Genomic DNA, 25,351 nt, shown 5'->3' on the forward strand with positions numbered 1-25,351 from the left:
CATTGATGTGACACTTACTGACGGCCAAACCGGGCCATAGTCACAGCTACTGCCGCGTAGATAACGGCGATCGTGATCACCAGGGGCATGGATCGGCCGTCCGGCGGCAGCATCAGGGCCGCGACTGCGGCCGCGCCGACCAAGAAGACGTTGAAGAGGACGTCGTAAACCGAGAAGATCCGGCCACGGAAGCCGTCCTCCACCGAGGACTGGACGATGGTGTCGGTGGCGATCTTCGCGCCCTGGGTGGTCAGCCCCAGCACGAAGGCCGCTGCCAGCAGCGGAGCGGTGGCGAACGGCAGCCCGAGAGCGGGCTCCAGCAGCGCCGCGGCGCTCGCGCACACGACGATCCAGCGGCCCGGCCCGAGCCGTCCCGCGGCCCAGGGCGTCACCACCGCCGCCGCGAAGAACCCCGCCCCGGATACACCCAACGCCAGTCCCAGCAGAGCCAGTCCGTCATCCGTGGTCGAGGTGAGGGAGTACCGGCACAACATCAGCAGCATGACCAGCAGGGCGCCGTAGCAGAACCGCATCAGCGACATGGCTGCGAGCGCCCGGGCGGCTTCCCGGCGCTGGGGAGCGGCCAGATGACGTACGCCCGCCGCCAGATCGCGGGCGGTGCCCGTGAGGGCCGTCCTGATCTGCCCGCGCGGCAAGGGCAGGTCAGGGCCGAGGAGTTCCCGCGCCATGCTCAGCGACGCCAGGGCCGCGCACAGATACAGCCCGGCTCCGACGAGCACCACCGCGGCGTCCGAGTCCGCCACCGCCAGGCGTACGACGAAGGCGAGTCCGCCGCCGGCGGTAGCCGCCAACGTCCCGGCGGTCGGTGAGAGGGAGTTGGCGATGACCAGACGATCGGCGTCGACCACACGCGGCAGCGCGGCGGACAGCCCTGACAGGACGAAGCGGTTGACGGCGGTGACGCACAGAGCCGACACGTAGAAGAGCCAGTCCGGAGCCGGACTGAGGATCAGCACGGCCGTGGCGCAAGCCAGCGCGGCGCGCAACAGACTCCCGTGCAGCAGGACCTGACGGCGCCGCCAGCGGTCCAGCAGGACACCGGCGAAAGGGCCGACGAGGGAGTACGGAAGCAGCAGCACCGCCATCGCGGAGGCGACCGCGGCCGCCGACGTCTGCTTCTCCGGGGAGAAGACCACGTACGCGGCGAGCGCGACCTGGTAGACGCCGTCGGCACCCTGGGAGAGCAGACGCACGGCGAGCAGACGCCGGAAGCCCTGGAAGCGCAACAGGACGCGCAGGTCACGGACGACGGCCATGGAGCCCAGCCTCACATACGGGGAGGGTCCCCGGGTCGTATGACCCGGGGACCCTCACAGCCCTGGCAGGAGCGACTGTTGCGCGCGTCAGCGCTCGACCTCACCCTTGATGAACTTCTCGACGTTCTCGCGGGCCTCGTCGTCGAAGTACTGCACGGGCGGGGACTTCATGAAGTAGCTCGACGCGGAGAGCACGGGACCGCCGATGCCGCGGTCCTTGGCGATCTTCGCGGCGCGCAGGGCGTCGATGATGACGCCGGCTGAGTTCGGGGAGTCCCAGACCTCGAGCTTGTACTCCAGGTTCAGCGGGACGTCACCGAAGGCGCGGCCCTCGAGGCGGACGTAGGCCCACTTGCGGTCGTCCAGCCAGGCGACGTAGTCGGACGGGCCGATGTGGACGTTGCCCTCGCCCAGTTCGCGGTCGCGGATCTGGGAGGTGACGGCCTGCGTCTTGGAGATCTTCTTCGACTCGAGGCGGTCGCGCTCGAGCATGTTCTTGAAGTCCATGTTGCCGCCGACGTTCAGCTGCATCGTGCGGTCCAGGACGACGCCCCGGTCCTCGAACAGCTTCGCCATCACACGGTGCGTGATGGTGGCGCCCACCTGGGACTTGATGTCGTCGCCGACGATCGGGACGCCCGCCTCGGTGAACTTGTCCGCCCACTCCTTGGTGCCGGCGATGAAGACCGGAAGGGCGTTGACGAAGCCGACCTTGGCGTCGATGGCACACTGCGCGTAGAACTTCGCCGCGTCCTCGGAGCCGACGGGCAGGTAGCACACGAGGACGTCGACCTGCTGGTCCTTGAGGACCTGGACGACGTCGACCGGCTCCTCGGCGGACTCCTCGATGGTCTCGCGGTAGTACTTGCCGAGGCCGTCGAGGGTGTGACCGCGCTGCACCGTGACACCCGTGCTGGGCACGTCGCAGATCTTGATGGTGTTGTTCTCGGAGGCGCCGATGGCGTCCGCCAGGTCGAGACCGACCTTCTTGGCGTCCACGTCGAAGGCGGCGACGAACTCGACGTCGCGCACGTGGTAGTCGCCGAACTGGACGTGCATCAGGCCCGGCACCTTGGACGCCGGGTCGGCGTCCTTGTAGTACTCGACTCCCTGCACCAGCGATGCGGCGCAGTTGCCCACACCGACGATGGCTACGCGAACCGAACCCATTCCGGTTGCTCCCTGTGTGTACGAGTGAGGCCCTGAGTGGACTCTCACGTGGCGGTGTCGTCGGGCGCATCCGGACGGGGGTCGTCCCCCGGCCGGGGCAGGACGCCCGACGCTCCAGATGTGGTGTCACGCGAAGCGGGCTCTCCGGAGGCCGGACCCTTGAGGTCCCGCCCCGCCCGCTCGCTCTCGATGAGCTCGTTCAGCCAGCGCACCTCGCGCTCCACGGACTCCATCCCGTGGCGCTGGAGCTCGAGCGTGTAGTCGTCGAGGCGCTCCCGGGTCCGGGCCAGGGAAGCGCTCATCTTCTCCAGCCGCTCCTCCAGCCGGCTGCGGCGGCCCTCCAGCACGCGCATGCGGACATCGCGTGAGGTTTGCCCGAAGAAGGCGAAACGGGCTGCGAAGGTTTCGTCCTCGTACGCGTCCGGCCCGGTCTGCGAGAGCAGCTGCTCGAAGTGCTCCTTGCCCTCCGCCGTCAGCCGGTAGACGATCTTGGCGCGGCGCCCCGTGAGGGGGGCGGCGAGGGCGTCCTCGGTGGTGCTGCCCGTTTCCTCGATCAACCAGCCGTTTGCGACCAGCGTCTTGAGGCAGGGGTAGAGCGTCCCGTAGCTGAACGCACGGAACACACCCAACGATGTGTTGAGCCGTTTGCGCAGCTCATAGCCGTGCATCGGTGATTCGCGGAGCAGGCCGAGTACGGCGAACTCAAGGATCCCGGAACGCCGGCTCATCGTCGCCTCCTCTCGCCGCGGTGCGCGTGTATCAGTCCGATGTGTCAGGCCGATGTGTCGAGCTGATGTATCGAGTCGATACATCACGACGATAGAACGGCCTTCCGGATGCGACAAGAGGGGGGTGGGTGAACGGGATCACATCACCGATTCATCCGACGCGAGTTGCCTGATTTGAGGTGAACTTTGGGGCTCGGCAGGTTTTGGCGGTGCGTAGTCTGTGCGCCATGCACATCACCGGGAACCGTGTGACGCCTGAGAGCGTCGTCGTCTTCGGTGTAGTACGGGTGCATGCGGGACCGATGAATGCGGAGCCGACCGCATCCGTACTTCGGGGGGACCGGAAACTAGCCGCCGTTTCCAGGCGCGCAGGGGTGCGCCTGCCCGAGGAGTAGTCGTTCGATGAGCGAGCACCGTCGCAAACCGCCGCAGCCGCAGGGAGGCGGACGTGCCGCGGCCCGACGCGGCCAGTCCGGCTCGGCCTCCGGCCGCCGCGCGGCACCGCGAGGCGCCACCGGGTCTCCGTCCGACTCCTATGGGGCGGACGCTGTCGACTCAGGGGGTGAGGAGCGTCAGTACGGCGGCCGTGCCGAGGCCCGTCGTGCTGCGCAGAGAAATACGGGGGGCAGCCGCCGCAGAGCGGCCGAACCGGCCCGTGGCGGTCGGCGCGCCGCCCCTGGGGGACCGAACGGGCCCGGGCGGGGCAGAGGACGCGTGGCCGCCGACCCCGACAAGAAGCGCCTGATCGACTATCCGCGAGCCGGCAAATACGGCTGGCAGCGCTGGATGCCGTCCTGGAAGCTCGTCTCCGGACTGTGCATCGCCTTCTTCGGCAGCCTGGTGGCCGTGGCGGGCATCGGCTACGCCATGGTGGGCGTCCCCAACGAGGAGAACGCCGCGGCGTCGTCGCAGAACAACGTCTACTACTGGTCCGACGGCACCCAGATGGTCGCGGCGGGCAGTGGTCAGAACCGGCAGAACGTCCCACTCGCGAAAATCCCCAAAGCCATGCGGTGGGCAGTGATCTCGGCGGAGAACAAGAGCTTCTACGACGACTCCGGCGTCGACCCCATGGGTATCGCCCGTGCCCTGGCGAACATGGCCCGGGGCGGTGACACGCAGGGTGGTTCGACGATCACCCAGCAGTTCGTCAAGAACACCTACCTGAGCCAGGAACAGACGGTCAGCCGCAAGTTCAAGGAGATGTTCATCTCGATCAAGGTGGGCACGAAGGTCTCCAAGGACGACATCCTCCAGGGGTACCTGAACACTTCGTACTACGGCCGTGGCGCTTACGGCATTCAGGCCGCCGCCCAGGCCTACTACGGCAAGGAGGCGGAAGACCTCGAGCCGAGCGAGTGCGCCCTCCTCGCCGCCCTCCTCAAGGGTCCGACGTACTACGACCCCGCGGGCAATGACGGCATCGACAAGACGGCGACTGCCGATGCCAACCGCAAGCGTTCACAGGCGCGTTGGGGCTGGATCCTCGAGCAGATGCACAACGACAAGAGGATCACGGACGCGGAGTACCAGGAAGCGATCAAGAAGTACCCCATGCCCGATGACCGCAAGGCGTCCAAGGGCATGACCGGCCAGATCGGATACCTGGCGGACACGGCCAAGAAGTACGTCCTGAACCACTCGAACATCTCCGAGAAGCAGTTCGACCTGGGCGGCTACCAGATCAAGACGACCTTCAAGAAGGCCAACGTCGAGGCACTGGCGAAGGCCGTCAAGAAGGTGGAGAAGGAGAAGCTCGACCCGGAGAACCGTGAGCTGGACAAGCACGTCCAGTTCGGTGCGGCGTCCGTGAAGCCCAACGACGGCGCGATCGTCGCGCTCTACGGCGGCGCGGGGTACGAGAACGGCCACTTCAACAACAACGCGGACACCTCGGGTGTCCCCGTCGGCTCGACGTGGAAGCCGTTCGTGCTTGCGGCGGCGATGGAGCACGGCACTTACAAGAGCGACGGAGTCGGGGTCTCGCCGCTGAGCAAGTACAACGGCAACGACCATCTCAAGGTCAGGAAGAACGACGGAAGCTACGTCCTGAAGAAGGACAACACGCCGTTCTTCCAGGAGAACGAGAGTGACTACCCCTGGGGCTACATCTCCTTGCGCAAGGCGATGGAGCAGTCCGTGAACACGCCGTTCGTGCAGCTCGGCATGGACGTGGGGATGAAGAACGTGGCCGACGTGGCCGAGAAGGCCGGCATCCTGGACGGCAGCTTCGCCGAGCTCAACGCGTCGTTCGCGCTCGGTACGTCGACTCCCAGTGCGATCCGTATGGCCGACGCTTACGCGACGTTCGCCGCAGCGGGCAAGCAGGCCGCCCCGTACTCGGTGACCAGCGTCAAGTACAACGGCCAGGAGGTCGACGGCTTCAAACCGCCCAGGGTCACGCGGGCGATGCCTGAGAACGTGGCCAACAACGTCACGAACGTTCTGGAGAACGTCATCCAGAACGGTACGGGTACGAAGGCGCTCTCCCTGGGCCGTACAGCAGCCGGCAAGACGGGTACCACTGACGAGAACAAGTCGGCCTGGTTCGTCGGCTACACCCAGCAGCTGTCGACCTCGGTCGCGATGTTCCGCGAGGACCCCAAGAGCGCCAAGCTGCTCTCCATGAACGGCACGGCGGGTGAGAAGTCCATCCACGGTGGCGACGTCCCCACGCTGGTGTGGACCGAGTACATGAAGGCCGCGCTGAAGGGCAAGACTGACCCCGGCTTCCCGGAGGCCGAGGAGGTCGGCGAGATCCAGGACGAGCTGGGTGCCCCGACGCCGAAGCCCACGCCCAGCGTGGAGCCCAGCGAGACCGTGACCGAGTCGCCGAGTCCCACGCCGACCGAGAGCTCGTCTCCGTCGCCGTCGCCGAGCGACACCTGCGGGTTCTTCGGCTGTGAGGACAACGGTGGCGCGCAGAACGGCGGCACTGACAATGGAGGCACGGACGGAGGGGTTTCCCCCGAGCCCACGCCAACGGATACGAACCCCGATGGCGGCAACAGCAGGGGCAACGGCAACGGAGGCATCTTCGGAGGCCCCGAGGGATAGCCGACCGATCGCCCGGCTTGGGTGTTTCACGTGAAACGCGAAAATGTTTCACGTGAAACGAGGGCCGCCGTCCCTTCGGGGTACGGCGGCCCTCGTCGTATTCCCAGACACGTACGGCAGGATGTGCGGCATGCCCAGTGCAGAATCGACGCAAGCGAGCGTCCATGAGCCGGAGCCGGTGCGGCCGACCAAGGAGGACAAGGTCGCCGCGGTCGGCAGCGAGCTGATCGGCGGCCCGCTCGGGCGGCGTGCCCTGCTCGGATCGTCCTGGTGGACGCCCGTGCGGGTGATCGCGCTGGTGGCGATCGGCATGTTCGCCCTCGGTCTGGTCCAGAAGGCGCCCTGCTACAACGGCGCCTGGTTCTTCGGTGCCAGCTCCCAGTACACGCACGCGTGCTACTCGGACATCCCGCACCTGTACCAGGGGCGCGGCTTCGCCGATGGGCTCGTGCCGTACTTCGACCGGCTCCCCGGAGACATGCAGTACCTGGAGTACCCGGTGCTCACCGGCGTCTTCATGGAAGTCGCCTCCTGGCTCACGCCTGGCAGCGGCGCGATCCAGGACCAGGAGCAGTGGTACTGGATGGTCAACGCCGGAATGCTCATGGTGTGCGTGTCCGTCATCGCCGTCTGCGTGACCCGCACCCACGCCCGGCGTCCCTGGGACGGCCTGCTCGTCGCCCTGGCGCCTGCCGCCGCGCTGACGGCGACCATCAACTGGGACCTCCTCGCGGTCGCTCTGACGGCCTCGGCGATGCTGATGTGGTCACGTGGACGCTCCCTGGCCTTCGGCGTCCTGCTGGGGCTAGCCACGGCCGCCAAGCTCTATCCCTTCCTGCTCCTCGGGCCACTGATGGTGCTGTGCTGGCGCGCGGGCAGGTGGCGCGAATTCGGGAAGGCGCTGGGCGGCGCGATCGTCGCCTGGGTCGTCGTGAACGGGCCGGTGATGCTTTTCGCGTTCGAGGGCTGGTCGAAGTTCTACACGTTCAGCCAGGAGCGGGGCGTCGACTTCGGCTCCTTCTGGCTGATCATGGCCCAGAACACGGATGACCCGCTCAGCACCGACACCGTCAACACACTGGCGACGCTGCTGATGCTGGTGTGCTGTGCGGCCGTCGCGGCCCTCGCACTGACCGCCCCGCGCCGCCCGCGGTTCGCTCAGCTCGCCTTCCTGATCGTCGCGGTGTTCATCCTCACCAACAAGGTCTACTCGCCGCAGTACGTCCTGTGGCTGGTGCCGTTGGCCGCCCTCGCCCGGCCGAAGTGGCGGGACTACCTGATCTGGCAGGCCTGCGAGGTGGCGTACTTCCTGGGAATCTGGCTGTACCTCGCGTACACGACCAGCGGAGAGGCCCACAAGGGGCTGCCCACCGACGGCTACCACTGGGCCATCGCGCTGCATCTGCTGGGGACGCTGTATCTGTGCGTGATGGTCGTGCGCGACATCTTCATGCCGGACCGGGATCCGGTGCGCCGGTCCGGTGACGACGATCCCTCGGGCGGAGTGCTCGACGGCGCCGAGGACGTTTTCGTTCTCGGTCCAGCAGCCCGCCCCCGGCAGCAGGTGACCGCACAGTTCGACGGGACACCGGTCCAGTGGGGCAGGCCGGGCGCCACGGGCGGTTCGCTCTGAGCGAACGGCGCGAGACGCTGTAGCCGGGAACGCAGAAGGCCGTACACGGGAAGCCGTGTACGGCCTTCTTGCCGTACTGCGAGGGACGGTGGGCCGCGCCGGTCAGCGGTCCACGATCCGGTCGAACTGCGTGGTGGTGTGCCGCAGATGGGCCACCAGCTCCTCGCCGACCTTCGGCTCGGGCGCGTCCGCAGGGACGAAGAGGATCGACACCTGCATGTGCGGCGGCTCCGCGAACCAGCGCTGCTTGCCACCCCAGACGAACGGAGCAAGGTTCCGGTTCACGGTCGCGAGGCCGGCACGGGCGACCCCCTTGGCGCGCGGCATGACGCCGTGCAGGGCCTTGGGGGCCTCCAGCCCCACTCCATGCGACGTACCGCCCGCCACGACCACCAGGAAGCCGTCGGAGGCCGCCTTCTGCTGCCGGTAGCCGAAGCGGTCGCCCTTGGCGACACGCGTGACGTCCAGGACCGCGCCGCGGTACTCGGTGGCGTCGTGGTCCCCCAGCCACAGCCGCGTGCCGATGCGGGCCCGGAAGCGGGTCTGCGGGAACTGCTGCTGGAGCCGGGCGAGGTCCTCGGCCTTGAGGTGGCTGACGAACATGGTGTGCAGGGGCAGCCGGGCGGCCCGCAGCCGGTCCATCCAGCCGATGACCTCCTCGACGGCGTCCGAGCCGTCGGTGCGGTCCAGCGGGAGATGGATGGCGAAGCCTTCCAGGCGGACGTTCTCGATGGCGGCGTGCAGCTGCGCCAAGTCCTGCTCGCTGATCCCGTGCCGCTTCATCGAGGACATCACCTCGATCACCACGCGCGCGCCGACCAGGCCGTAGACACCGTCTATCGACGAGACGGAGCGGATGACCCGGTCCGGCAGCGGCACCGGCTCCTCGCCCCGCCGGTACGGCGTCAGCACCAGCAGGTCCCCGCCGAACCAGTCCTTTATGCGGGCGGCCTCGTACGTGGTGCCGACGGCCAGGACGTCCGAACCCAGGCGCGTGGCCTCCTCCGCCAGCCGCTCGTGCCCGAACCCGTAGCCGTTGCCCTTGCAGACCGGTACCAGGCCCGGGAACTGTTCCTGCACGTGCTTGTGGTGCGCACGCCAGCGCGCGGTGTCGACGTAGAGCGTGAGCGCCATGGCCGGACCTGGAACCTTTCTCGTGGTGCCGTGTATCGGCGGTTTCCGTGTGTCAGAGGTATAGAAGCACTGAACAGGACATCAGCGGCGCGACATGTAGATGTCGAGCGCCTTGTGCAGCAGCTTGTTCAGCGGGAAGTCCCACTCGCCGAGATACTCGGCCGCCTGGCCGCCGGTACCCACCTTGAACTGGATCAGACCGAAGAGGTGGTCGGTCTCGTCCAGCGAGTCCGAGATACCGCGCAGGTCGTAGACGGTGGCGCCGAGCGCGTAGGCGTCGCGCAGCATCCGCCACTGCATCGCGTTCGAGGGCCGGACCTCACGCCCGATGTTGTCGGAGGCGCCGTAGGAGTACCAGACGTGGCCACCGACGATGAGCATCGTCGCGGCCGACAGGTTCACGCCGTTGTGGCGGGCGAAGTACAGCCGCATGCGGTTGGGGTCCTCGGTGTTGAGGGCCGTCCACATGCGCTGGAAGTACGACAGGGGCCGGGGCCGGAAGTGGTCGCGCACGGCGGTGATCTCGTACAGCCGCTGCCATTCCTCGAGGTCCTGGTAACCGCCCTGGACGACCTCGACGCCGGCCTTCTCGGCCTTCTTGATGTTGCGGCGCCACAGCTGGTTGAAGTTCTTGTGGACCTCTTCCAGGGAGCGGTTCGCCAGCGGCACCTGGTACACGTAGCGGGGCTGGACGTCACCGAAGCCGGCGCCGCCGTCCTCGCCCTGCTGCCAGCCCATGCGGCGCAGCTTGTCGGCCACCTCGAAGGCGCGCGGCTCGATGTGGTCGGCCTCGATGTCGCGCAGGCGCTTGACGTCCGGGTTCTGGATGCCCTGCTTGATCGAGGGGGCTTCCCAGCGCCGGATGATCACCGGCGGACCCATCTTCACGGAGAACGCGCCCTGCTGCTTCAGGTGCGCCAGCATCGGTTCGAGCCATTCCTGCAGATTCGGCGCGAACCAGTTGATGACCGGCCCCTCGGGCAGGTAGGCGAGGTAGCGCTTGATCTTGGGAAGCTGCCGGTAGAGGACCAGACCGGCACCGACCATCTCGCCGGTGCGGTCGTCGAACCAGCCGAGGTTCTCGGAGCGCCACTCCGCCTTGACGTCAGCCCAGGCCGGGACCTGCATGTGGCTCGCCGACGGCAGGCTCTGGATGTAGGCCAGATGCTGCTCGCGACTGATGGTCCTCAGGGTCAGGCTCATTTAGGGGCGCTCCTCGGGCTGGTGTGTCCCCATGGGTACAGGGGCTCCGGCTCTCGCGCGAAGCCTACTGCGCCGTGGGAGCGCGCCGGTTGGGCGCAGGGGACCTTTGCCCCGGCCCGAGGCCGGCCGGGGCGTGACCCGCTGTTCGGATGAGGAGGAGGAGGTGTCCCGGCGTCAGCCGATGAGGCCGCCGTGCGCCATGCCCAGGAAGAACCCGACACCCGATGCTCCCAGGCCCAGGATTAGACCGAAGCGCTCCCGGGTCGTCTCCGAGATCCACTGGCCGTACGCACCCGTGAGGATGCCCACGAGGCCGGCCCAGGAGCTGAGCAGATGCAGGTCTTCTTCGATGATCGCCGTGAGGAACGACGTGAGGCCCAGCACCAGGGTCACCGCGAGCAGGGCGTCCTGAAGGGGGTGGGGCTTGCCGTCCGTGGCGAAGAGGCCGCCGGCGGTGTTGGGTCGCAATGCCTGTGCCATAGGGCACCTCCTGCGAAAGTCGGCGCATCGTAGCGCCATACACACCCGATGTGTACAGATTGGCTGCCCGGGCGGCCGGATTTCAACCGCAAGCCGCTGTGCGGGTACTCTGTACCGTCCGCACCGGTGTCTGTCCACGTCATGGCAGGGGCTTCTCGCCAGAAACCCCGACTGTCAGTGGTGGCCGATACCGTTGCTACGCATCACAACCCTCCTGCCACGGAACGACCGTGGCCGCTGAGTCCAAAGGAGGTGGGTTCCACATGCGTCACTACGAGGTGATGGTCATCCTCGACCCCGAGGTCGAGGAGCGCGCTGTCTCTCCGCTGATCGAGAACTTCCTCTCTGTCGTCCGTGACGGCGGCGGAAAGGTCGAGAAGGTCGACACCTGGGGTCGTCGTCGTCTCGCGTACGAGATCAAGAAGAAGCCCGAGGGCATCTACTCGGTCATCGACCTGCAGGCCGAGCCTGCGGTCGTCAAGGAGCTCGACCGCCAGATGAACCTGAACGAGTCGGTCCTCCGGACCAAGGTCCTCCGTCCCGAGACCCACTGAGCTTCCCAGCTCAGCTGATTCCGGGATTCGAGTAGCAAGCAGCCAGAGCAAACCCGCCGAGAGGTTCCCCATGGCAGGCGAGACCGTCATCACGGTCGTCGGCAATCTTGTCGACGACCCCGAGCTGCGCTTCACCCCCTCCGGTGCGGCGGTCGCGAAGTTCCGTGTCGCGTCCACCCCCCGCACCTTCGACCGCCAGACGAACGAGTGGAAGGACGGCGAGAGCCTCTTCCTGACCTGCTCGGTCTGGCGTCAGGCGGCGGAGAACGTCGCCGAGTCGCTCCAGCGAGGCATGCGCGTCATCGTGCAGGGCCGGCTGAAGCAGCGGTCCTACGAGGACCGTGAGGGCGTCAAGCGCACGGTCTACGAGCTGGACGTCGAGGAAGTCGGCGCCAGCCTGCGCAACGCCACGGCCAAGGTCACCAAGACCACCGGCCGCGGTGGACAGGGTGGCCAGGGTGGCTACGGCGGCGGTGGCGGCGCCCAGGGTGGCGGCGGCTGGGGCGGCGGCCCCGGTGGCGGCCAGCAGGGCGGCGGCGCTCCCGCCGACGACCCGTGGGCGACCGGCGCACCCGCCGGTGGCAACCAGGGCGGTGGCGGCGGCTGGGGTGGAAACTCCGGCGGCGGCAGTGGCGGCGGCTACTCGGACGAGCCCCCCTTCTAGGGGCGGGTTCGCACCTCACACTTCTTGATCACACAGGAGAAACACCATGGCTAAGCCGCCTGTGCGCAAGCCGAAGAAGAAGGTCTGCGCATTCTGCAAGGACAAGGTCACGTACGTGGACTACAAGGACACGAACATGCTGCGGAAGTTCATTTCCGACCGCGGCAAGATCCGTGCCCGCCGCGTGACCGGCAACTGCACGCAGCACCAGCGTGACGTCGCCACGGCCGTGAAGAACAGCCGTGAGATGGCGCTGCTGCCCTACACCTCCACCGCGCGATAAGGGAAGGGTGACCGACTCATGAAGATCATCCTCACCCACGAGGTCTCCGGCCTCGGTGCCGCGGGCGACGTCGTCGACGTCAAGGACGGTTACGCTCGCAACTACCTGATCCCGCGGAAGTTCGCTATCCGCTGGACCAAGGGCGGCGAGAAGGACGTCGAGCAGATCCGTCGTGCTCGCAAGATCCACGAGATCCAGACCATCGAGCAGGCCAACGCTGTGAAGGCCCAGCTCGAGGGCGTCAAGGTCCGTCTGGCCGTTCGCTCCGGCGACGCCGGTCGTCTCTTCGGTTCCGTCACCCCGGCCGACATCGCTTCCGCGATCAAGGCTTCCGGTGGCCCCGAAGTCGACAAGCGCCGCATCGAGCTCGGCTCGCCGATCAAGACGCTGGGCGCTCACGAGACGTCCGTGCGTCTGCACCCCGAGGTTGCCGCCAAGGTCAACATCGAGGTCGTCGCGGCCTGAGTGCCACGCTGAAGCAGTAAGCGATGGGGCCGCACCCTCAGGGGTGCGGCCCCGTTCGTGTCTGCTGGGAGTCGACCGCCGGGCGGCTGCCTGTTTCACGTGAAACACCGCGTTCTGTGGCGCACGCCCTGTTTCACGTGAAACAAGCAGCGTTTCACGTGAAACGGTCAGCGGGTAGCGCCTGTCACGATCCAGCGGCCCGAGCGGGTGCGAAGCCACAGGGTCACCATCCGCACGGTCATCATCAGCGTCATCGTGGCCCAGAGGGCCGTGAGTCCACCGTCCTTCACCGGGACCAGCAGAGCGACCGGCGTGAACACCGCCAGGGTGAGCAGCATGGCCCAGGCAAGGTAGGGTCCGTCGCCGGCGCCCATCAGTACGCCGTCCAGGACGAAGACGATGCCGGAGATGGGCTGGGAGAGGGCGACGATGATCAGGGCGGGCAGCGCCACGTCCGTGACGGCCGGGTCGCTGGTGAACAAGGGCAGGAATGCCGGCCGGGCGAGAACCACCAGGACGCCTAGGACGAAGCCGACGGCGATACCCCACTCCACCATGCGACGGCATGCTTCCCGTGCGCCTTGAGTGTCACCGGCTCCGAGGTAGCGCCCGATGATGGCCTGCCCCGCGATGGCGATGGCATCGAGGGCGAAGGCCAGCAGGCTCCACAGGGAGAGGATGATCTGGTGGGCGGCTATGTCGGCATCTCCGAGACGAGCTGCCACCGCCGTGGCGATCATCAGGACCGCCCGCAGCGAGAGGGTGCGCACCAGCAGGGGGACACCGGCTTGTGCCGAGGCCCTGATCCCAGCGGCATCCGGGCGCAGCGAGGCCCCATGCTTACGCGCCCCTCGCAGAACCACCACGAGGTAGACCGCGGCCATGCCGCACTGAGCGATGACGGTTCCCCACGCGGAACCGGCGATGCCGAGGTCGGCACCGTAGACGAGCCCGGCATTGAGGGCACCGTTGGCGACGAAGCCCGCGATGGCGACATAGAGCGGAGTCTTGGTGTCCTGCAGCCCGCGCAGGACACCCGTCGCGGCCAGGACGACGAGCATGGCCGGTATGCCGAGCACGGAGATGCGCAGATAGGTGATCGCGTAGGGAGTCGCCGCGTCCGAAGCGCCGAAGAGGGCCACGAGGTGCGGTGCCGTGGGTAGCGCCGCGGCGACGACGGCAGCGCCGAGGAGCAGAGCCAGCCAGATGCCGTCCATGCCTTGGCGGATGGCGCCTTGGAGGTCGCCCGCGCCGACACGTCGGGCCACCGCCGCTGTTGTGGCGTAGGCCAGGAAGACGAAGACGCTGACGGCAGTCATCAGCAGGGCCGAGGCGACACCGAGACCGGCGAGTTGAGCCGTGCCCAGATGCCCCACGATGGCGGTGTCGGCCATGAGGAAGAGGGGCTCGGCGACGAGGGCGCCGAAGGCGGGCACGGCCAGCGCGATGATCTCTCGATCGTGCTGTCTCCGGCCGGAGGGGCGGCGCGCGGGGGCCTGTGTCATGTGCACCAATCTAATCGTCCACAGGTAAGAGATGCAAAGGATTTGAGACCCTTACTCTTCGTCTCGGTGTGCGCACTGCTGTGCACTGTTCGAGGTGATCTTGCGCCGGTTGGGAAAGTTTTTGTTCTGCACAGCCCGTGGACGGCAAAGGTGCAGGTCAGGTTGCCTAATCTGCTGAGAGCAGCGGCTTGTTCACAGGCCTGTCCACCGAGTCGTGCACAGGTTTCGCGGAGTTCTCCACAGCATCTGGGCCGTCGTCCACATGGCCTGTGGATAACCAGATTGGCTGACGGTGCCGACGGGCCTACGGTAGTCCGGCGCCCGCTCCGTCCGCCGGTTTCCCAAACGCCACAAAACCGGCGCGAGCCAACCGGAGTTGGGCCTCTTATTTGTCAGTGCCGTGCCGTAGAAAAGAGGGGCACGGCTAGGTCTGCTTCGGCGGACGGGAGGAGGTGGCTCGGTGAGCATTTCCGAGCCCTTGGACGACCCGTGGGCCGACAGCGGTCCCAGTGATCGTCTGCCCGCTTCCCGCCGACGCGGTGACGGAGCCCGGGGCCGCGACGAACAGCACGAGCGCGGCAGGGACAACGGCGCGTGGGACGGTGGATCGTCCCCGTCGTTCGAGCGGGTACCGCCGCAGGACATCGACGCCGAGCAGTCCGTCCTCGGCGGCATGCTCCTGTCCAAGGACGCCATCGCCGACGTCGTCGAGATCCTCAAAGGTCACGACTTCTACAAGCCGGCCCACGAGACGATCTACCAGGCCGTCCTCGACGTCTACGCCAAGGGCGAGCCGGCCGACCCCATCACGATCGCCGCCGAGCTGACCAAGCGTGGCGAGATCAACAAGGTCGGCGGGGCCTCGTATCTGCACACCCTCGTCCAGACGGTGCCCACGGCGGCCAACGCGGCGTACTACGCGGAGATCGTTCACGAGCGGGCCGTCCTGCGCCGCCTGGTCGAGGCCGGTACGCGCATCACGCAGATGGGATACGCGGCCGACGACGACGTCGACGAGATCGTCAACCGCGCCCAGGCGGAGGTCTACGCGGTCACCGAGCAGCGCACCAGTGAGGACTACCTCCCGCTCGGCGACATCATGGAGGGCGCGCTCGACGAGATCGAGGCGATCGGCTCGCGCAGCGGCGAGATGACCGGTGTGCCGACCGGATTCACGGACTTCGACTCGCTCACCAACGGCCTGCACCCGGGGCAGATGATCGTCATCGCGGCCCGTCCCGCCATGGGAAAGTCGACGCTGGCCCTGGACTTCGCCCGGGCCGCGTCGATCAAGCACAACCTGCCGAGCGTCATCTTCTCCCTGGAGATGGGGCGCAACGAGATCGCGATGCGGCTGCTGTCCGCAGAGGCCCGCGTAGCCCTTCACCACATGCGGTCCGGCACCATGACGGACGAGGACTGGACGCGTCTGGCGCGCCGGATGCCCGAGGTCTCGTCCGCACCGCTCTACATCGACGACTCCCCGAACCTTTCGATGATGGAGATTCGCGCCAAGTGCCGCCGGCTGAAGCAGCGCAACGACATCAGGCTCGTGATCATCGACTATCTGCAACTGATGCAGGCCGGTGGCTCCAAGCGTTCCGAGAGCCGTCAGCAGGAAGTCTCGGACATGTCCCGGAACCTCAAGCTCCTGGCCAAGGAGCTGGAGGTTCCCGTGATCGCGCTGTCCCAGCTCAACCGTGGTCCCGAGCAGCGCACGGACAAGAAACCGATGGTGTCCGACCTGCGTGAGTCGGGCTCCATCGAGCAGGATGCCGACATGGTGATCCTGCTGCACCGCGAGGACGCGTACGAGAAGGAGTCGCCGCGGGCCGGCGAGGCGGACATCATCGTGGGCAAGCACCGAAACGGCCCCACGGCGACGATCACGGTCGCCTTCCAGGGTCACTACTCACGATTCGTGGACATGGCCCAGACCTGATCCGACCAGGTCTCACGGGCCTGCCCCGAATGTGCTCGACGCGGGGCTGCCCGTCCGGGTGAACTGGGCCCATGACGACATCTCAGGGAGAGTTGCTTCCCGGCACCCGTCGCGCTCTGTTGCACCGGATCGCCGTCGCGCAGGCCGAGGGGCGGGCTCCGTCGCTCGTCGCGGCCGTCGTGCGGGACGGTACGACGGTGTGGACGGGCGCACGGACCTCGGTGGAGGGGCACGCGCCGGACGAGAACGTGCAGTACCGGATCGGTTCGATCACCAAGACCTTCACGGCGGTTCTCGTACTACGGCTGCGTGACGAAGGCGCTCTGGATCTGGGCGATCCGCTCGAGAAGCATCTGCCGGGCACCGGCGTGGGGGAGGCGACCGTCGCCGAACTCCTCGCGCACACAGGGGGATTGGCGGCCGAGACCCCGGGCCCGTGGTGGGAGCGGAGCCCCGGATCCCTGCGGCCCGAGCTGACCGACGTGCTGGGTGATCGACCCCTGCTGACCCCGCCAGGCCGCCGGTTCCACTACTCGAACCCCGGCTACGCCCTGCTCGGCGCGCTCATCGAGAAGCTCCGAGGGGCTTCCTGGGAGGACGTCCTTCAGCGTGAAGTGCTCGACCCTCTGGGGCTGCACCGCACGAGTGTGCGTCCGCAGGCGCCCCACGCGGGTGGCTGGGCAGTGCATCCCTGGGCCGACGTGATGCTTCCCGAGCCGACCGAAGATCTGGGGCGCATGGCGCCGGCCGGCCAGCTCTGGTCGACGAGCGGTGACTTGGCGCGGTTCGCGGCCTTCCTGCTCAACGGCGACGACCGAGTGCTGAGTGCCGGGTCACTGAAGGAGATGAGGATGCCGGCCGCGCCCCACGAGGCGGCGGACGTGGCGAGCGGATACGCCTACTGCCTGGGTATGGAGATCCGTCGACGAAACGGGCGGTCCCTCGTCGGCCACACCGGTTCACTGCCCGGCTTCCTCGCGTGCCTCATGATCAGCTTCGAGGACGATGTGGCAGCCATCGCCCTGGCCAACGCCACGTCAGGACCACTGCTTTTCCCCGTCGCCGCCGACCTGGTCCGTATCGTCGCCGAAGCGGAGCCGCGTATCCCCGCACCGTGGAAGCCGCTCCGTGATGTCGATCCGTCGCTGCTGGAGCTGACGGGGCAGTGGTACTGGGGGACGCACGCCTTCGCTCTGCGACTGACGGACGACGGGCTCGTATCGCTGGGGCCGTTGACCGGCGGGGGCCGCCGCTCTCGGTTCCGCGCGAACGGCGACGGCACATGGACGGGGCTCGAGGGCTACTACGCCGGCGAGCTTCTGAAGGCCGTACGGCGGGCGGACGGGTCCGTGAGTCACCTGGACCTCGGCTCGTTCGTGTTCACGCGTCAGCCGTACGACGAGGGTGCTCCTGTGCCGGGTGGTGTCGACCTCGAAGGATGGCGCGGAATCGGTTAGCGCGGTGGGATGCGTGGGCGTCCTGTTTCACGTGAAACAGGACGCCCACGCCCCTCGGTCACAGCTGGAGCTTGAAACCTGTGTGGGAGGCCGTGAACCCGAGCCGCTCGTAGAGGCGGTGGGCGTCGGCGCGGGTCTTGTCAGAGGTCAGCTGGACCAATTGGCACCCCTCGTTCCGGCTCTCTTCGATTGCCCACTCGATGAGCTGGGTTCCCAGGCCGCTGCCGCGCTCGTCCGCATGGATGCGCACCCCTTCGACGATCGAACGGGTCGAACCACGTCGGGACAGCCCAGGGATGATCGTGAGCTGGAGGGTGCCCACGACCCTGCCGTCCCGGACCGCCACGACCAGGTGCTGGTTCGGGTCGGCGCTGAGCCGCTCGTGCGCGGACAGATACGGGGCGAGGTCGTCCGGCGACTCGCGCTGTGCGCCCAGGGGGTCGTCCGCGAGCATGGCGACGATCGCGGGGACGTCGTCGGCGGCGGCGGCACGTATCTCAAGATCTCCCATGGCCGCACCTTACGCACAGTCGGTGGTGCGCAGATGCCGCACGTCGGCCCGCGCTCGGGCGCCCTACGCGGGCACCGGAGCCTTCAGTGTCTCCACGACTCGGACGAGCGGTGCCAGCTCGGGATTCTTCGCCGCTTCATCGAGGGCCTCGCGCAGAGCGGCGTCATTGGTCGGACGCGCCGCTTCCAGCAATTCGAGGCCCGCCGCGGTGACGTTGGTGTAGATGCCCCGGCGGTCGGTGGGGCACAGGTAGCGCTCCAGGAGCCCCCGGTCTTCGAGACGGGTGACCAGGCGCGTGGTGGCGCTCTGGCTGAGAACGACCGCGTCGGCGACCTGCTTCATCTGTAGATGGCCCCCATCGCCGTCGTGTTGCCGGCTGAGTACGTCCAGCAGGGAGTACTCGCGCGCGCTGAGGTCGTGCCCGGCCTGCAGGGCGCGCTCGATGTTGGCCTCGATCCTCCCGTGGAGCAGGGAGAGGGCGCACCAGCTCTGGGCGAGAGCGGTGAGCGCGGGGTCCGTCGCTGTCATTGGCGTTTCCTCCGTCCGGAGCGGCTGACACCCAGGATAGAGCAGCACCGCAATTTACGGCGTTTGCCTATAGCACGCGTCTGCAACTATTGTGGGCGCTCGCAAAGCGCTCCTGCAATCGTCTGGGAAGGTAACCCCTCCATGCCTCTCGCGCTTCTGGCCCTCGCGATCGGGGCCTTCGGGATCGGAACGACGGAATTCGTGATCATGGGCTTGCTGCCCGAGGTCGCGGCCGACTACGGGGTCTCCATCCCCACCGCCGGTTATCTGGTGACCGGCTACGCGCTCGGCGTCATGTTCGGCGCGCCGCTGATGACCGTGCTCGGGACCAAGATCTCCCGTAAGCGGATGCTGATGCTGCTGATGGGCCTCTTCATCCTGGGGAACCTCCTCTCGGCCCTCGCCCCCGCCTTCTCCGTCATGCTGATCGGGCGGATCGTCGCCTCGCTGGCCCACGGCGCCTTCTTCGGCATCGGCTCGGTCGTCGCGGCGGACCTCGTCGCTCCGGACAAGAAGGCCGGTGCCATCGCGATGATGTTCACCGGTCTGACCGTCGCCAACGTCGTCGGTGTCCCGCTGGGCACGCTCGTCGGGCAGTCCGTCGGCTGGCGGGTGACCTTCGGTATCGTCGCCGCCCTCGGCGTCGTCGGCCTGGCCGGCATCGCCCGGCTCGTCCCGGACATGCCCAAGGCGGAGGGCGTGCGTCTGCGCCATGAGCTGGCCGCGTTCAAGAACGTACAGGTCCTCCTCGCGATGGCCATGACCGTCCTGGGCTTCGGCGGTGTCTTCGCGGCCATCACGTACATCGCGCCGATGATGACCCATGTCGCGGGCTTCGCCGACGGCTCCGTCACCTGGCTGCTGGTCCTCTTCGGTCTCGGCATGGTCGGCGGCAATCTGGTCGGCGGCAGGTTCGCCGACCGCGCCCTGATGCCCATGCTGTACGTCTCCCTGGGCGCCCTGGCCGTCGTCCTGGCCCTGTTCACCCTCACCGCCCACGACAAGCTGCTCTCGGCGGTCACCATCGCGCTGATCGGTGCCCTGGGCTTCGCCACCGTGCCGCCGCTGCAGAAGCGCGTGCTCGACCAGGCACACGGCGCCCCGACCCTGGCCTCCGCTGTGAACATCGGCGCCTTCAACCTCGGCAACGCGCTCTCCGCCTGGCTCGGCGGCCTGGTGATCGCGGCGGGCCTCGGTTACACCGCCCCCAATTGGGTCGGTGCCGCCCTGGCCGCCGGTGCCCTGCTCCTGGCCTTCCTCTCGGCCGCCCTGGAGCGCCGCGCCGGTGGCCCCAGCACCGTCGTCACGGGGGCCGCGCCGGCCGAGCAGCGCGCTGCTGTCCACCACTGAGCAGTGGGACCACCCCACCTGCCCCACAACCCGGCACGACCGTAAAACCTTCAGGAGAACACCTTCATGAGCATCACCACCGCAGTCGCCCCGCTGACCACCCAGGACGCCGACGTCCTCGTGGCCGCGGCCCACCGTGCCGCCGAGGTCGCAGACATCACCGTCAGCGTCACCGTCCTGGATGCGGGCGGCCATCTGCTCGCCTTCCGGCGTGACGACCGAGCCGTGCTGATCTCCGGCGAGACCAGCACCCGCAAGGCCTACACGGCCCTCCAGCTGAACGCGCCCACCGCCGGCCTGGTGGACGCGGTGCAGCCCGGAGGCCTCTTCCACACGCTGCCGACCGCGCTCGACCGGCCGCTGCTGTTCATCGCCGGAGGCGTGCCGGTGCACCGCGACGGCCGGCTGATCGGAGCGATCGGCGTGGGCGGCGGCGCCCCGGAGCAGGACCACGGCTTCGCCACGGCCGCCGTGGAGGCTCTCGCCTGACCCGGTCCGCGCAGCGCGGCGTCGCCGGTTCCCCGTGCACGGGGAACCGGCGACGCCGTATCTGGGCTCGTCAGCCCGCCGCGACCGTGACCGGTGCGAACCGCCGGCTCCAGTCGCCGGGCAACTCGGCGATCCCGTAGGCCATCACCGCGTTGAAGGCGACGGATTGCAGGCCGTGCTCCTTCACCCACGCGAGGAGCTCCTCGTGCCGCACGTCGATGTCGGTGCGCAAGGGACGGTCGGTGTGGGCGGCAAGGGAGGCGATGAGGGCTTGGGCCACCGATGTGTCGCGCGCGATGAGCGGCCCGACGACCTGGGTGTCCATGTTGGGCCAGGCGGCCGCGTACCCGATGATCCGTCCGCCGTCCACGGCCACGCGCAGCTGGTCGGCGAAGGCCGGCAGTCGCGTGACGATGTGGGTGCGGTCGCCCCCGAACACCTGCTCGTCGAGACGGAGGATCGCGGTGAGGTCCTCGGCGGTCGCGGCGCGAGTGGCCACCTCAGGCTCCGGTCCACCGGGAGTGAAGCGTCCGCGGACCATCTCGGCCCGTCCTGTGACCTTGAAGCCGAGTTCCTCGTAGAGGGGGCGGCCGTTCGGCGTAGCGTGCAGGGTGAGGGGCGTGGTGCCCATCGCCGAGATGACGTGACGCATCAACCGGCGTCCCACGCCCTGCCGGGCATGCCGTCCGGCGACCAAAACCATGCCGACCGCGGCGAGGGCGGGCTCCTGCGGTCCGTACTCGGTGACGACACAGGCGCTCACCAGGCCGCCCTCGGGGTCGTCGATGCCGTAGCCCTTCCCGGCCGTGAGGAGGAAGCCCCACTTGTGCTCCTCCCGTGGCCACCCCCGGTCCTCGGACAAGTCGGCGCAGGCGGCTTGATCGTGGAGTGTCAGACGACGGATGGGCAATGAGGCAAGGGAAGGAGTCGGCACGCAGGTCAGGCTGTCCGACGAGAGCCCCTGGCGTCCACCTGTTTCAGCGGAGACGTACGAGCTTTTGGCCAGTTGTCGCCGCCCGCACAGACCATGGACCGGTGCCGGACGTTTCACGTGAAACAGGTAAGAACACTGGGCGTCAATGCCGGAGGCTGAACGGGGCTTTCCCGCCTCAGGGTTGACGGACTCGCCGATTCGCGTCGTGCCCGCATTCGTGACGAGAGGAGGGGGGACTTGTGTGCACGGCAGTGGCCGGTAGGGTCGAGTCCGGTTCGCATCCGGGACAGGATGCCCCGTGCCGTTTGGGTCAGTGCAGGGCAATGCAGCCTAACGGGACGGAGGGATCGAAGACCCGCGTTTCGGGGTATGCGCTGGAAGCGGCCAGGCGAGTGGGAAGCTCGACGAGAGTCACTGCGGCCAATGTCACACTCTCGCCTTACTTGTCCGTACGGAGCCGGAATGCGGGTTGAATGTGGCCGCATTGGCCGCGACAGGGATGGGAACGCAGACCGTCCACGGGGGAAGCAGGCACCTTCCGACTTCGGAAGTGCGCAGACCGACCGAAAGATGCTCGAGGCGAGGCACACCATGGACGCTCCGACCACCACGTCGGCCGACAACGGCACTTCTGGCGGCGGGGGCGATTGGTTCACGCCCCGCAAGAACTCGACGCCGGCACCGGACACCGACGCCGGGACACCGGACAGCACGGCGGAAGGGCGTCGACCGGCCACGATACGGCCGGTAGGCAGGCCCGGGGCCGGCTCGGAAGCACCGGCCGACGCCACACCCCGGCCCCCCGGCTCTACATCCGGCAGCCCCCGCACCGGTGGGCCCGACCAAGCGCGTGAACATCCGGACGCGATATCCGCGCCCGCCCCTCCGGCCGCAGGACATGCTCCGTCCCTCGCCCCTCCGGCCGCAGGACATGCTCCGTCCCTCGCCCCTCCGGCCGCAGGACATGCTTCGTCCCCCGCCGCTGCTTCCGGTCCCACCACCGTCCCGTCGCCGGGCCCCGCGCCCACGGCGCTCACCCCGACGCCCTTCGCCTCCACCGTTGCCGCGCCCAGCACTCCGTCCGAACGGCGGGTCCCCGCTCAGGAACACGCACCGGTGCCACCCTCGAGCCAGGCCGAAAGCGCACCGGCCGAAGAGGGCTCCCCTGACGCCCTCCTCATCCGCCGCACCATGGCCGAGGTCGCGCCCGTGGCCGACAAGGTCACGTCGTACTTCTACGCCCTGCTCTTCGTCCGCCACCCCGACCTGCGGTCGCTGTTCCCCGCCGCGATGGACACCCAGCGGGACCGGCTGCTCAGAGCGCTGCTCACAGCCGCCGAGCACATCGACAACCAGGACGTCCTCGTCGACTACCTGCAAAAACTCGGCCGGGGCCACCGCAAGTACGGGACCCGGCCCGAGCACTACCCCGCCGTCGGCGAGTGCCTCATCGGCGCGCTGAGCAAGTACGCCGCCGGTGTGTGGAACGCGGCGACGGAGGCGGCCTGGATCCGGGCCTACACCACGATCTCCCAGGTCATGATCGACGCAGCGGCCGCGGACGAACTACGCGCCCCGGCCTGGTGGTACGCCGAGATCGTCACGCACGACCTGAGGACGCCGGACGTCGCGGTGGTCACCGTCCGCCCCGACCAGCCGTACCCGTTCCTCGCCGGGCAGTACACGAGCGTGGAGACTCCTTGGTGGCCGCGGATCTGGCGCCACTACTCCTTCGCGTCGGCCCCCCGGTCCGACGGTCTGCTGTCGTTCCACGTCAAGGCCGTACCGGCCGGCTGGGTCTCCAACGCCCTGGTGCACCGTGCCCGCCCCGGCGACATCATCCGGCTCGGCCCGCCGGCGGGTTCCATGACCGTCGACCACACCACCGACAACGGCCTGCTCTGCCTGGGCGGCGGCACAGGCATAGCGCCCATCAAGGCCCTGGTCGAGGATGTCGCCGAGCACGGGGACCGCCGGTCGGTCGAGGTCTTCTACGGCGCCCGCACGGATCACGACCTGTACGACATCGACACCATGCTCCGCCTCCAGCAGACCCACCCCTGGCTCTCGGTCCGCGCGATCATCGACCAGCAGGCGCATCTGCAGCTGCCGGACGCCATACGTACCTACGGGCCGTGGGACGAATTCGACGCCTATCTCTCGGGCCCGCCCGGAATGATCCGCAGCGGTGTGGACGCCCTGCGCGACATCGGTATCCCCTCGGACCGCATACGGCACGACTCCGTGGAGGAGCTCGTCGCGGCCGGAAGCTGATCAGGCTTCTCAGCCCAGGTCGGGTGCGTGCATGGCTAGGACGCCCTCGATGTTGCCGTCCAGGTAGTGCCGCAGCGACAGCGGCACGAGATGAACGGAAGCGATTCCGACCCGGGTGAAGGGCACGCGCACGATCTCGTACTCGCCGACCGGCTGGTCCACCTCCGGGCCGTGGCGCAGGGAGGGGTCCATGGACTCCAGACGGCAGACGAAGAAGTGCTGCACCTTCACCCCGGTCGCGCCGCCGTCCTCTCCGATGTGCTCCATGGTGTCCACGAAGCAGGGCACCACATCGGAGATCTTCGCGCCGAGTTCCTCGTACACCTCGCGGTGCAAGGCATCGACGACGGTCGAGTCACTGGGCTCGACCCCGCCGCCGGGGGTGAGCCAGTAGGGATCCACACCCGGCTTGGTGCGCTTGATCAGGATCAGGTCGGCACCGTCCAGCAGAACGGCGCGGGCGGTGCGCTTGACCACGGGTCGGACGGTCATGAGTGAAATGTGGCCCGGCTGGTTCCACGTGAAACATCGCGAAACGTCACCGGTCGAGCTCCCAGAGTGAGGCCTGGCCCCGAGCGCCCACCCTTCACCTCGGTGCAACCCGGAACGCGTCTCCGAGCGCCTCAGCACCAGTCGGCCGAGGACCGCAGCAACCAGTCGTGGGCCCTCGCTATATGGGGCATCGCGAGCGTCCCGGTCCGGACCACCAGGAAGTACGTCCGCAGCGGCGGCACCGCCGGCTCGTGCAGCGCGACGACATCGCCCCGCTCCAGCGCCGCCGCGCACAGATAGCGGGGCAGCACCGCAAGGCCGGCGCCCGCCACCGCGCAGGCCAGGACCGCACGGAGGTCGGGGACGATCACGGTGCCCGGGGCGGCCGGGTGCGCGTCGAAGACGGAGGCCCAGTAGCGGGAGACGAACGGCAGCGACTCGTGCACCTCCACCACGGGCACCTTCTCAAGGGCCGGTTCCGGGCGGTCGGGCCGCCCTGTCCCGATCTGCTCGGACCAGCGCGGGGCGGCGACCAGAACGTGCTCCTCGTCGCAGAGCGCAGTCGCCGTGAGCAGGGCGCCGCGTGGCTGAGCCGTGCTGATGGCCAGATCGTGATGCCCGGCGGAAAGCCCTTCCAGCGTTTCCTCGGCGGTCCCGAAGGAGGCGCGCAAGGCGAAGCCCTGGCCGTCCTCGCCGGTCAGTTCCGTGAGGGCGGGCAGGGCTCGTTCGGCGGTGAACTCCGGAGGACCCGCGAGGTGCAGGGTCCGTAAGGACGAGTCGTCGTCGAGGCCGGTCTCGGTGATCTCCACCAGGGCGTCGAGATGAGGTGCGGCCTTGTGGGCGAGTTCGTCGCCGATGCTCGTCGGGGTCACGCCACGGGCCTGCCGCAGGAACAAGGGGCGGCCCAGCTGCCGCTCCAGCGTCCGTATCTGCGAGGTGACAGCGGGCTGGGAGAGGCCGAGCAGGGCGGCGGCGCGGGTGAATGAACCGGCCCGGTGCACGGTCACGAAGGTCCGCAGCAAGGCCAGATCCACCGCACACTCCCCTCTTCGGCCCTTGCTCCCTGCCCCGGCCGGTGCCCAACTATAAATAAGTCGATAGGTCTCTGTCGCTACTGTGATTGGACACTGACAGAGAGTCAACTAGCCTTGGTCACGCGGTTCTTGCGCGCGGAACCGGAGGGCGGTCCGAGCCACGAGGGGGGAGGCTCGGACCGCCCGT

Annotated in this window: 23 protein-coding genes; 11 read left to right on the plus strand and 12 right to left on the minus strand. The window is 68.2% G+C overall.

Annotated features, from left to right (window positions below; all coding sequences use genetic code 11):
* Positions 1 to 14: 14 nt before the first annotated feature.
* The 3 genes from ABTX60_RS14265 to ABTX60_RS14275 form a co-directional block, all read right to left on the minus strand.
* Positions 15 to 1,277, minus strand: coding sequence for an MFS transporter (locus ABTX60_RS14265; protein WP_352097354.1), 1,263 nt, complete (start codon positions 1,275 to 1,277; stop codon positions 15 to 17).
* Between the two features lie 87 nt (positions 1,278 to 1,364).
* Positions 1,365 to 2,447 (minus strand): inositol-3-phosphate synthase, encoded by a 1,083-nt coding sequence (locus ABTX60_RS14270; RefSeq protein WP_352097355.1) that lies wholly within the window; start codon positions 2,445 to 2,447, stop codon positions 1,365 to 1,367.
* A gap of 44 nt (positions 2,448 to 2,491) precedes the next feature.
* Positions 2,492 to 3,175, minus strand: a complete 684-nt coding sequence (locus tag ABTX60_RS14275) for a PadR family transcriptional regulator (RefSeq protein WP_352097357.1) — start codon at positions 3,173 to 3,175, stop codon at positions 2,492 to 2,494.
* A gap of 786 nt (positions 3,176 to 3,961) precedes the next feature.
* On the opposite strand from ABTX60_RS14275, the gene ABTX60_RS14280 reads away from it, so the two are divergent.
* Both ABTX60_RS14280 and ABTX60_RS14285 read left to right on the plus strand, forming a co-directional pair.
* Complete coding sequence (locus ABTX60_RS14280; protein WP_352097572.1) at positions 3,962 to 6,232, plus strand: transglycosylase domain-containing protein; 2,271 nt, start codon at positions 3,962 to 3,964, stop codon at positions 6,230 to 6,232.
* Between the two features lie 121 nt (positions 6,233 to 6,353).
* Positions 6,354 to 7,865, plus strand: coding sequence for a glycosyltransferase family 87 protein (locus tag ABTX60_RS14285; protein ID WP_352097358.1), 1,512 nt, complete (start codon positions 6,354 to 6,356; stop codon positions 7,863 to 7,865).
* A 102-nt stretch (positions 7,866 to 7,967) separates the two neighbouring features.
* Here ABTX60_RS14285 and ABTX60_RS14290 read toward each other — a convergent pair whose 3' ends face one another.
* The 3 genes from ABTX60_RS14290 to ABTX60_RS14300 form a co-directional block, all read right to left on the minus strand.
* The gene (locus ABTX60_RS14290; RefSeq protein WP_352097359.1) at positions 7,968 to 8,999 is read right to left on the minus strand and encodes an alanine racemase; all 1,032 of its coding nucleotides are present in this window, start codon (positions 8,997 to 8,999) and stop codon (positions 7,968 to 7,970) included.
* Positions 9,000 to 9,080: 81 nt separating this feature from the next.
* The gene (gene femX, locus ABTX60_RS14295) at positions 9,081 to 10,202 is read right to left on the minus strand and encodes a peptidoglycan bridge formation glycyltransferase FemX (protein ID WP_031137685.1); all 1,122 of its coding nucleotides are present in this window, start codon (positions 10,200 to 10,202) and stop codon (positions 9,081 to 9,083) included.
* 174 nt (positions 10,203 to 10,376) lie between these two features.
* Positions 10,377 to 10,682, minus strand: a complete 306-nt coding sequence (locus ABTX60_RS14300) for a hypothetical protein (RefSeq protein WP_352097360.1) — start codon at positions 10,680 to 10,682, stop codon at positions 10,377 to 10,379.
* 263 nt (positions 10,683 to 10,945) lie between these two features.
* Here ABTX60_RS14300 and rpsF point away from each other — a divergent pair, with 263 nt between their 5' ends.
* From rpsF to rplI, 4 genes are all read left to right on the plus strand, one after another.
* Positions 10,946 to 11,236: a 30S ribosomal protein S6 gene (gene rpsF / locus ABTX60_RS14305; RefSeq protein WP_030847098.1), complete on the plus strand. Its 291-nt coding sequence runs from the start codon at positions 10,946 to 10,948 to the stop codon at positions 11,234 to 11,236.
* A 70-nt stretch (positions 11,237 to 11,306) separates the two neighbouring features.
* On the plus strand, positions 11,307 to 11,900 hold the full coding sequence (locus ABTX60_RS14310) for a single-stranded DNA-binding protein (protein ID WP_351631814.1): 594 nt from the start codon (positions 11,307 to 11,309) through the stop codon (positions 11,898 to 11,900).
* A 46-nt stretch (positions 11,901 to 11,946) separates the two neighbouring features.
* Positions 11,947 to 12,183, plus strand: a complete 237-nt coding sequence (gene rpsR, locus ABTX60_RS14315) for a 30S ribosomal protein S18 (protein ID WP_003949403.1) — start codon at positions 11,947 to 11,949, stop codon at positions 12,181 to 12,183.
* 18 nt (positions 12,184 to 12,201) lie between these two features.
* Positions 12,202 to 12,648 (plus strand): 50S ribosomal protein L9, encoded by a 447-nt coding sequence (rplI, locus tag ABTX60_RS14320; protein ID WP_033309881.1) that lies wholly within the window; start codon positions 12,202 to 12,204, stop codon positions 12,646 to 12,648.
* A gap of 167 nt (positions 12,649 to 12,815) precedes the next feature.
* Here rplI and ABTX60_RS14325 read toward each other — a convergent pair whose 3' ends face one another.
* Positions 12,816 to 14,153: an MATE family efflux transporter gene (locus ABTX60_RS14325; protein ID WP_352097361.1), complete on the minus strand. Its 1,338-nt coding sequence runs from the start codon at positions 14,151 to 14,153 to the stop codon at positions 12,816 to 12,818.
* A 460-nt stretch (positions 14,154 to 14,613) separates the two neighbouring features.
* On the opposite strand from ABTX60_RS14325, the gene dnaB reads away from it, so the two are divergent.
* Positions 14,614 to 16,095 carry a replicative DNA helicase gene (gene dnaB / locus ABTX60_RS14330; RefSeq protein ID WP_351631809.1) on the plus strand — a complete coding sequence of 494 codons (1,482 nt, stop codon included), beginning with the start codon at positions 14,614 to 14,616 and terminating at the stop codon, positions 16,093 to 16,095.
* A 71-nt stretch (positions 16,096 to 16,166) separates the two neighbouring features.
* Positions 16,167 to 17,552, plus strand: coding sequence for a serine hydrolase domain-containing protein (locus tag ABTX60_RS14335; protein WP_352097362.1), 1,386 nt, complete (start codon positions 16,167 to 16,169; stop codon positions 17,550 to 17,552).
* 58 nt (positions 17,553 to 17,610) lie between these two features.
* Here ABTX60_RS14335 and ABTX60_RS14340 read toward each other — a convergent pair whose 3' ends face one another.
* Complete coding sequence (locus tag ABTX60_RS14340; protein WP_352097363.1) at positions 17,611 to 18,063, minus strand: GNAT family N-acetyltransferase; 453 nt, start codon at positions 18,061 to 18,063, stop codon at positions 17,611 to 17,613.
* A gap of 63 nt (positions 18,064 to 18,126) precedes the next feature.
* The gene (locus ABTX60_RS14345) at positions 18,127 to 18,591 is read right to left on the minus strand and encodes a MarR family winged helix-turn-helix transcriptional regulator (RefSeq protein WP_351631801.1); all 465 of its coding nucleotides are present in this window, start codon (positions 18,589 to 18,591) and stop codon (positions 18,127 to 18,129) included.
* Between the two features lie 141 nt (positions 18,592 to 18,732).
* Here ABTX60_RS14345 and ABTX60_RS14350 point away from each other — a divergent pair, with 141 nt between their 5' ends.
* The gene (locus ABTX60_RS14350; protein WP_352097364.1) at positions 18,733 to 19,941 is read left to right on the plus strand and encodes an MFS transporter; all 1,209 of its coding nucleotides are present in this window, start codon (positions 18,733 to 18,735) and stop codon (positions 19,939 to 19,941) included.
* Positions 19,942 to 20,007: 66 nt separating this feature from the next.
* Positions 20,008 to 20,430 (plus strand): GlcG/HbpS family heme-binding protein, encoded by a 423-nt coding sequence (locus ABTX60_RS14355; protein ID WP_352097365.1) that lies wholly within the window; start codon positions 20,008 to 20,010, stop codon positions 20,428 to 20,430.
* A 70-nt stretch (positions 20,431 to 20,500) separates the two neighbouring features.
* On the opposite strand, the gene ABTX60_RS14360 is transcribed toward ABTX60_RS14355, so the two are convergent.
* Positions 20,501 to 21,364: a GNAT family N-acetyltransferase gene (locus ABTX60_RS14360; protein WP_352097366.1), complete on the minus strand. Its 864-nt coding sequence runs from the start codon at positions 21,362 to 21,364 to the stop codon at positions 20,501 to 20,503.
* 570 nt (positions 21,365 to 21,934) lie between these two features.
* Between ABTX60_RS14360 and ABTX60_RS14365 the strand changes: the two genes are divergently transcribed.
* Positions 21,935 to 23,638: a globin domain-containing protein gene (locus ABTX60_RS14365; protein ID WP_352097367.1), complete on the plus strand. Its 1,704-nt coding sequence runs from the start codon at positions 21,935 to 21,937 to the stop codon at positions 23,636 to 23,638.
* A gap of 9 nt (positions 23,639 to 23,647) precedes the next feature.
* Here ABTX60_RS14365 and ABTX60_RS14370 read toward each other — a convergent pair whose 3' ends face one another.
* Both ABTX60_RS14370 and ABTX60_RS14375 read right to left on the minus strand, forming a co-directional pair.
* Positions 23,648 to 24,130 carry an NUDIX domain-containing protein gene (locus ABTX60_RS14370; protein ID WP_104779096.1) on the minus strand — a complete coding sequence of 161 codons (483 nt, stop codon included), beginning with the start codon at positions 24,128 to 24,130 and terminating at the stop codon, positions 23,648 to 23,650.
* Positions 24,131 to 24,261: 131 nt separating this feature from the next.
* Positions 24,262 to 25,164 (minus strand): LysR family transcriptional regulator, encoded by a 903-nt coding sequence (locus tag ABTX60_RS14375; protein ID WP_352097368.1) that lies wholly within the window; start codon positions 25,162 to 25,164, stop codon positions 24,262 to 24,264.
* Between the last annotated feature and the right edge of the window lie 187 nt (positions 25,165 to 25,351).

Origin of the sequence: Streptomyces sp. NPDC126510 (assembly GCF_040302345.1) — a bacterium.
Taxonomy (GTDB): domain Bacteria; phylum Actinomycetota; class Actinomycetes; order Streptomycetales; family Streptomycetaceae; genus Streptomyces.

Excerpts from the sequence above, each read along its gene's own strand:
- ABTX60_RS14335 (WP_352097362.1), top strand. The coding sequence starts at position 16,167 with ATGACGACATCTCAGGGAGAGTTGCTTCCCGGCACCCGTCGCGCTCTG.
- ABTX60_RS14345 (WP_351631801.1), bottom strand. The coding sequence starts at position 18,591 with ATGACAGCGACGGACCCCGCGCTCACCGCTCTCGCCCAGAGCTGGTGC.
- ABTX60_RS14370 (WP_104779096.1), bottom strand. The coding sequence starts at position 24,130 with ATGACCGTCCGACCCGTGGTCAAGCGCACCGCCCGCGCCGTTCTGCTG.
- rplI (WP_033309881.1), top strand. The coding sequence starts at position 12,202 with ATGAAGATCATCCTCACCCACGAGGTCTCCGGCCTCGGTGCCGCGGGC.
- ABTX60_RS14340 (WP_352097363.1), bottom strand. The coding sequence starts at position 18,063 with ATGGGAGATCTTGAGATACGTGCCGCCGCCGCCGACGACGTCCCCGCG.
- ABTX60_RS14300 (WP_352097360.1), bottom strand. The coding sequence starts at position 10,682 with ATGGCACAGGCATTGCGACCCAACACCGCCGGCGGCCTCTTCGCCACG.
- rpsF (WP_030847098.1), top strand. The coding sequence starts at position 10,946 with ATGCGTCACTACGAGGTGATGGTCATCCTCGACCCCGAGGTCGAGGAG.
- ABTX60_RS14270 (WP_352097355.1), bottom strand. The coding sequence starts at position 2,447 with ATGGGTTCGGTTCGCGTAGCCATCGTCGGTGTGGGCAACTGCGCCGCA.
- ABTX60_RS14325 (WP_352097361.1), bottom strand. The coding sequence starts at position 14,153 with ATGACACAGGCCCCCGCGCGCCGCCCCTCCGGCCGGAGACAGCACGAT.
- ABTX60_RS14350 (WP_352097364.1), top strand. The coding sequence starts at position 18,733 with ATGCCTCTCGCGCTTCTGGCCCTCGCGATCGGGGCCTTCGGGATCGGA.
- ABTX60_RS14265 (WP_352097354.1), bottom strand. The coding sequence starts at position 1,277 with ATGGCCGTCGTCCGTGACCTGCGCGTCCTGTTGCGCTTCCAGGGCTTC.
- ABTX60_RS14355 (WP_352097365.1), top strand. The coding sequence starts at position 20,008 with ATGAGCATCACCACCGCAGTCGCCCCGCTGACCACCCAGGACGCCGAC.
- ABTX60_RS14275 (WP_352097357.1), bottom strand. The coding sequence starts at position 3,175 with ATGAGCCGGCGTTCCGGGATCCTTGAGTTCGCCGTACTCGGCCTGCTC.
- rpsR (WP_003949403.1), top strand. The coding sequence starts at position 11,947 with ATGGCTAAGCCGCCTGTGCGCAAGCCGAAGAAGAAGGTCTGCGCATTC.
- femX (WP_031137685.1), bottom strand. The coding sequence starts at position 10,202 with ATGAGCCTGACCCTGAGGACCATCAGTCGCGAGCAGCATCTGGCCTAC.
- ABTX60_RS14280 (WP_352097572.1), top strand. The coding sequence starts at position 3,962 with ATGCCGTCCTGGAAGCTCGTCTCCGGACTGTGCATCGCCTTCTTCGGC.
- ABTX60_RS14365 (WP_352097367.1), top strand. The coding sequence starts at position 21,935 with ATGCTCGAGGCGAGGCACACCATGGACGCTCCGACCACCACGTCGGCC.
- ABTX60_RS14310 (WP_351631814.1), top strand. The coding sequence starts at position 11,307 with ATGGCAGGCGAGACCGTCATCACGGTCGTCGGCAATCTTGTCGACGAC.
- ABTX60_RS14285 (WP_352097358.1), top strand. The coding sequence starts at position 6,354 with ATGTGCGGCATGCCCAGTGCAGAATCGACGCAAGCGAGCGTCCATGAG.
- ABTX60_RS14290 (WP_352097359.1), bottom strand. The coding sequence starts at position 8,999 with ATGGCGCTCACGCTCTACGTCGACACCGCGCGCTGGCGTGCGCACCAC.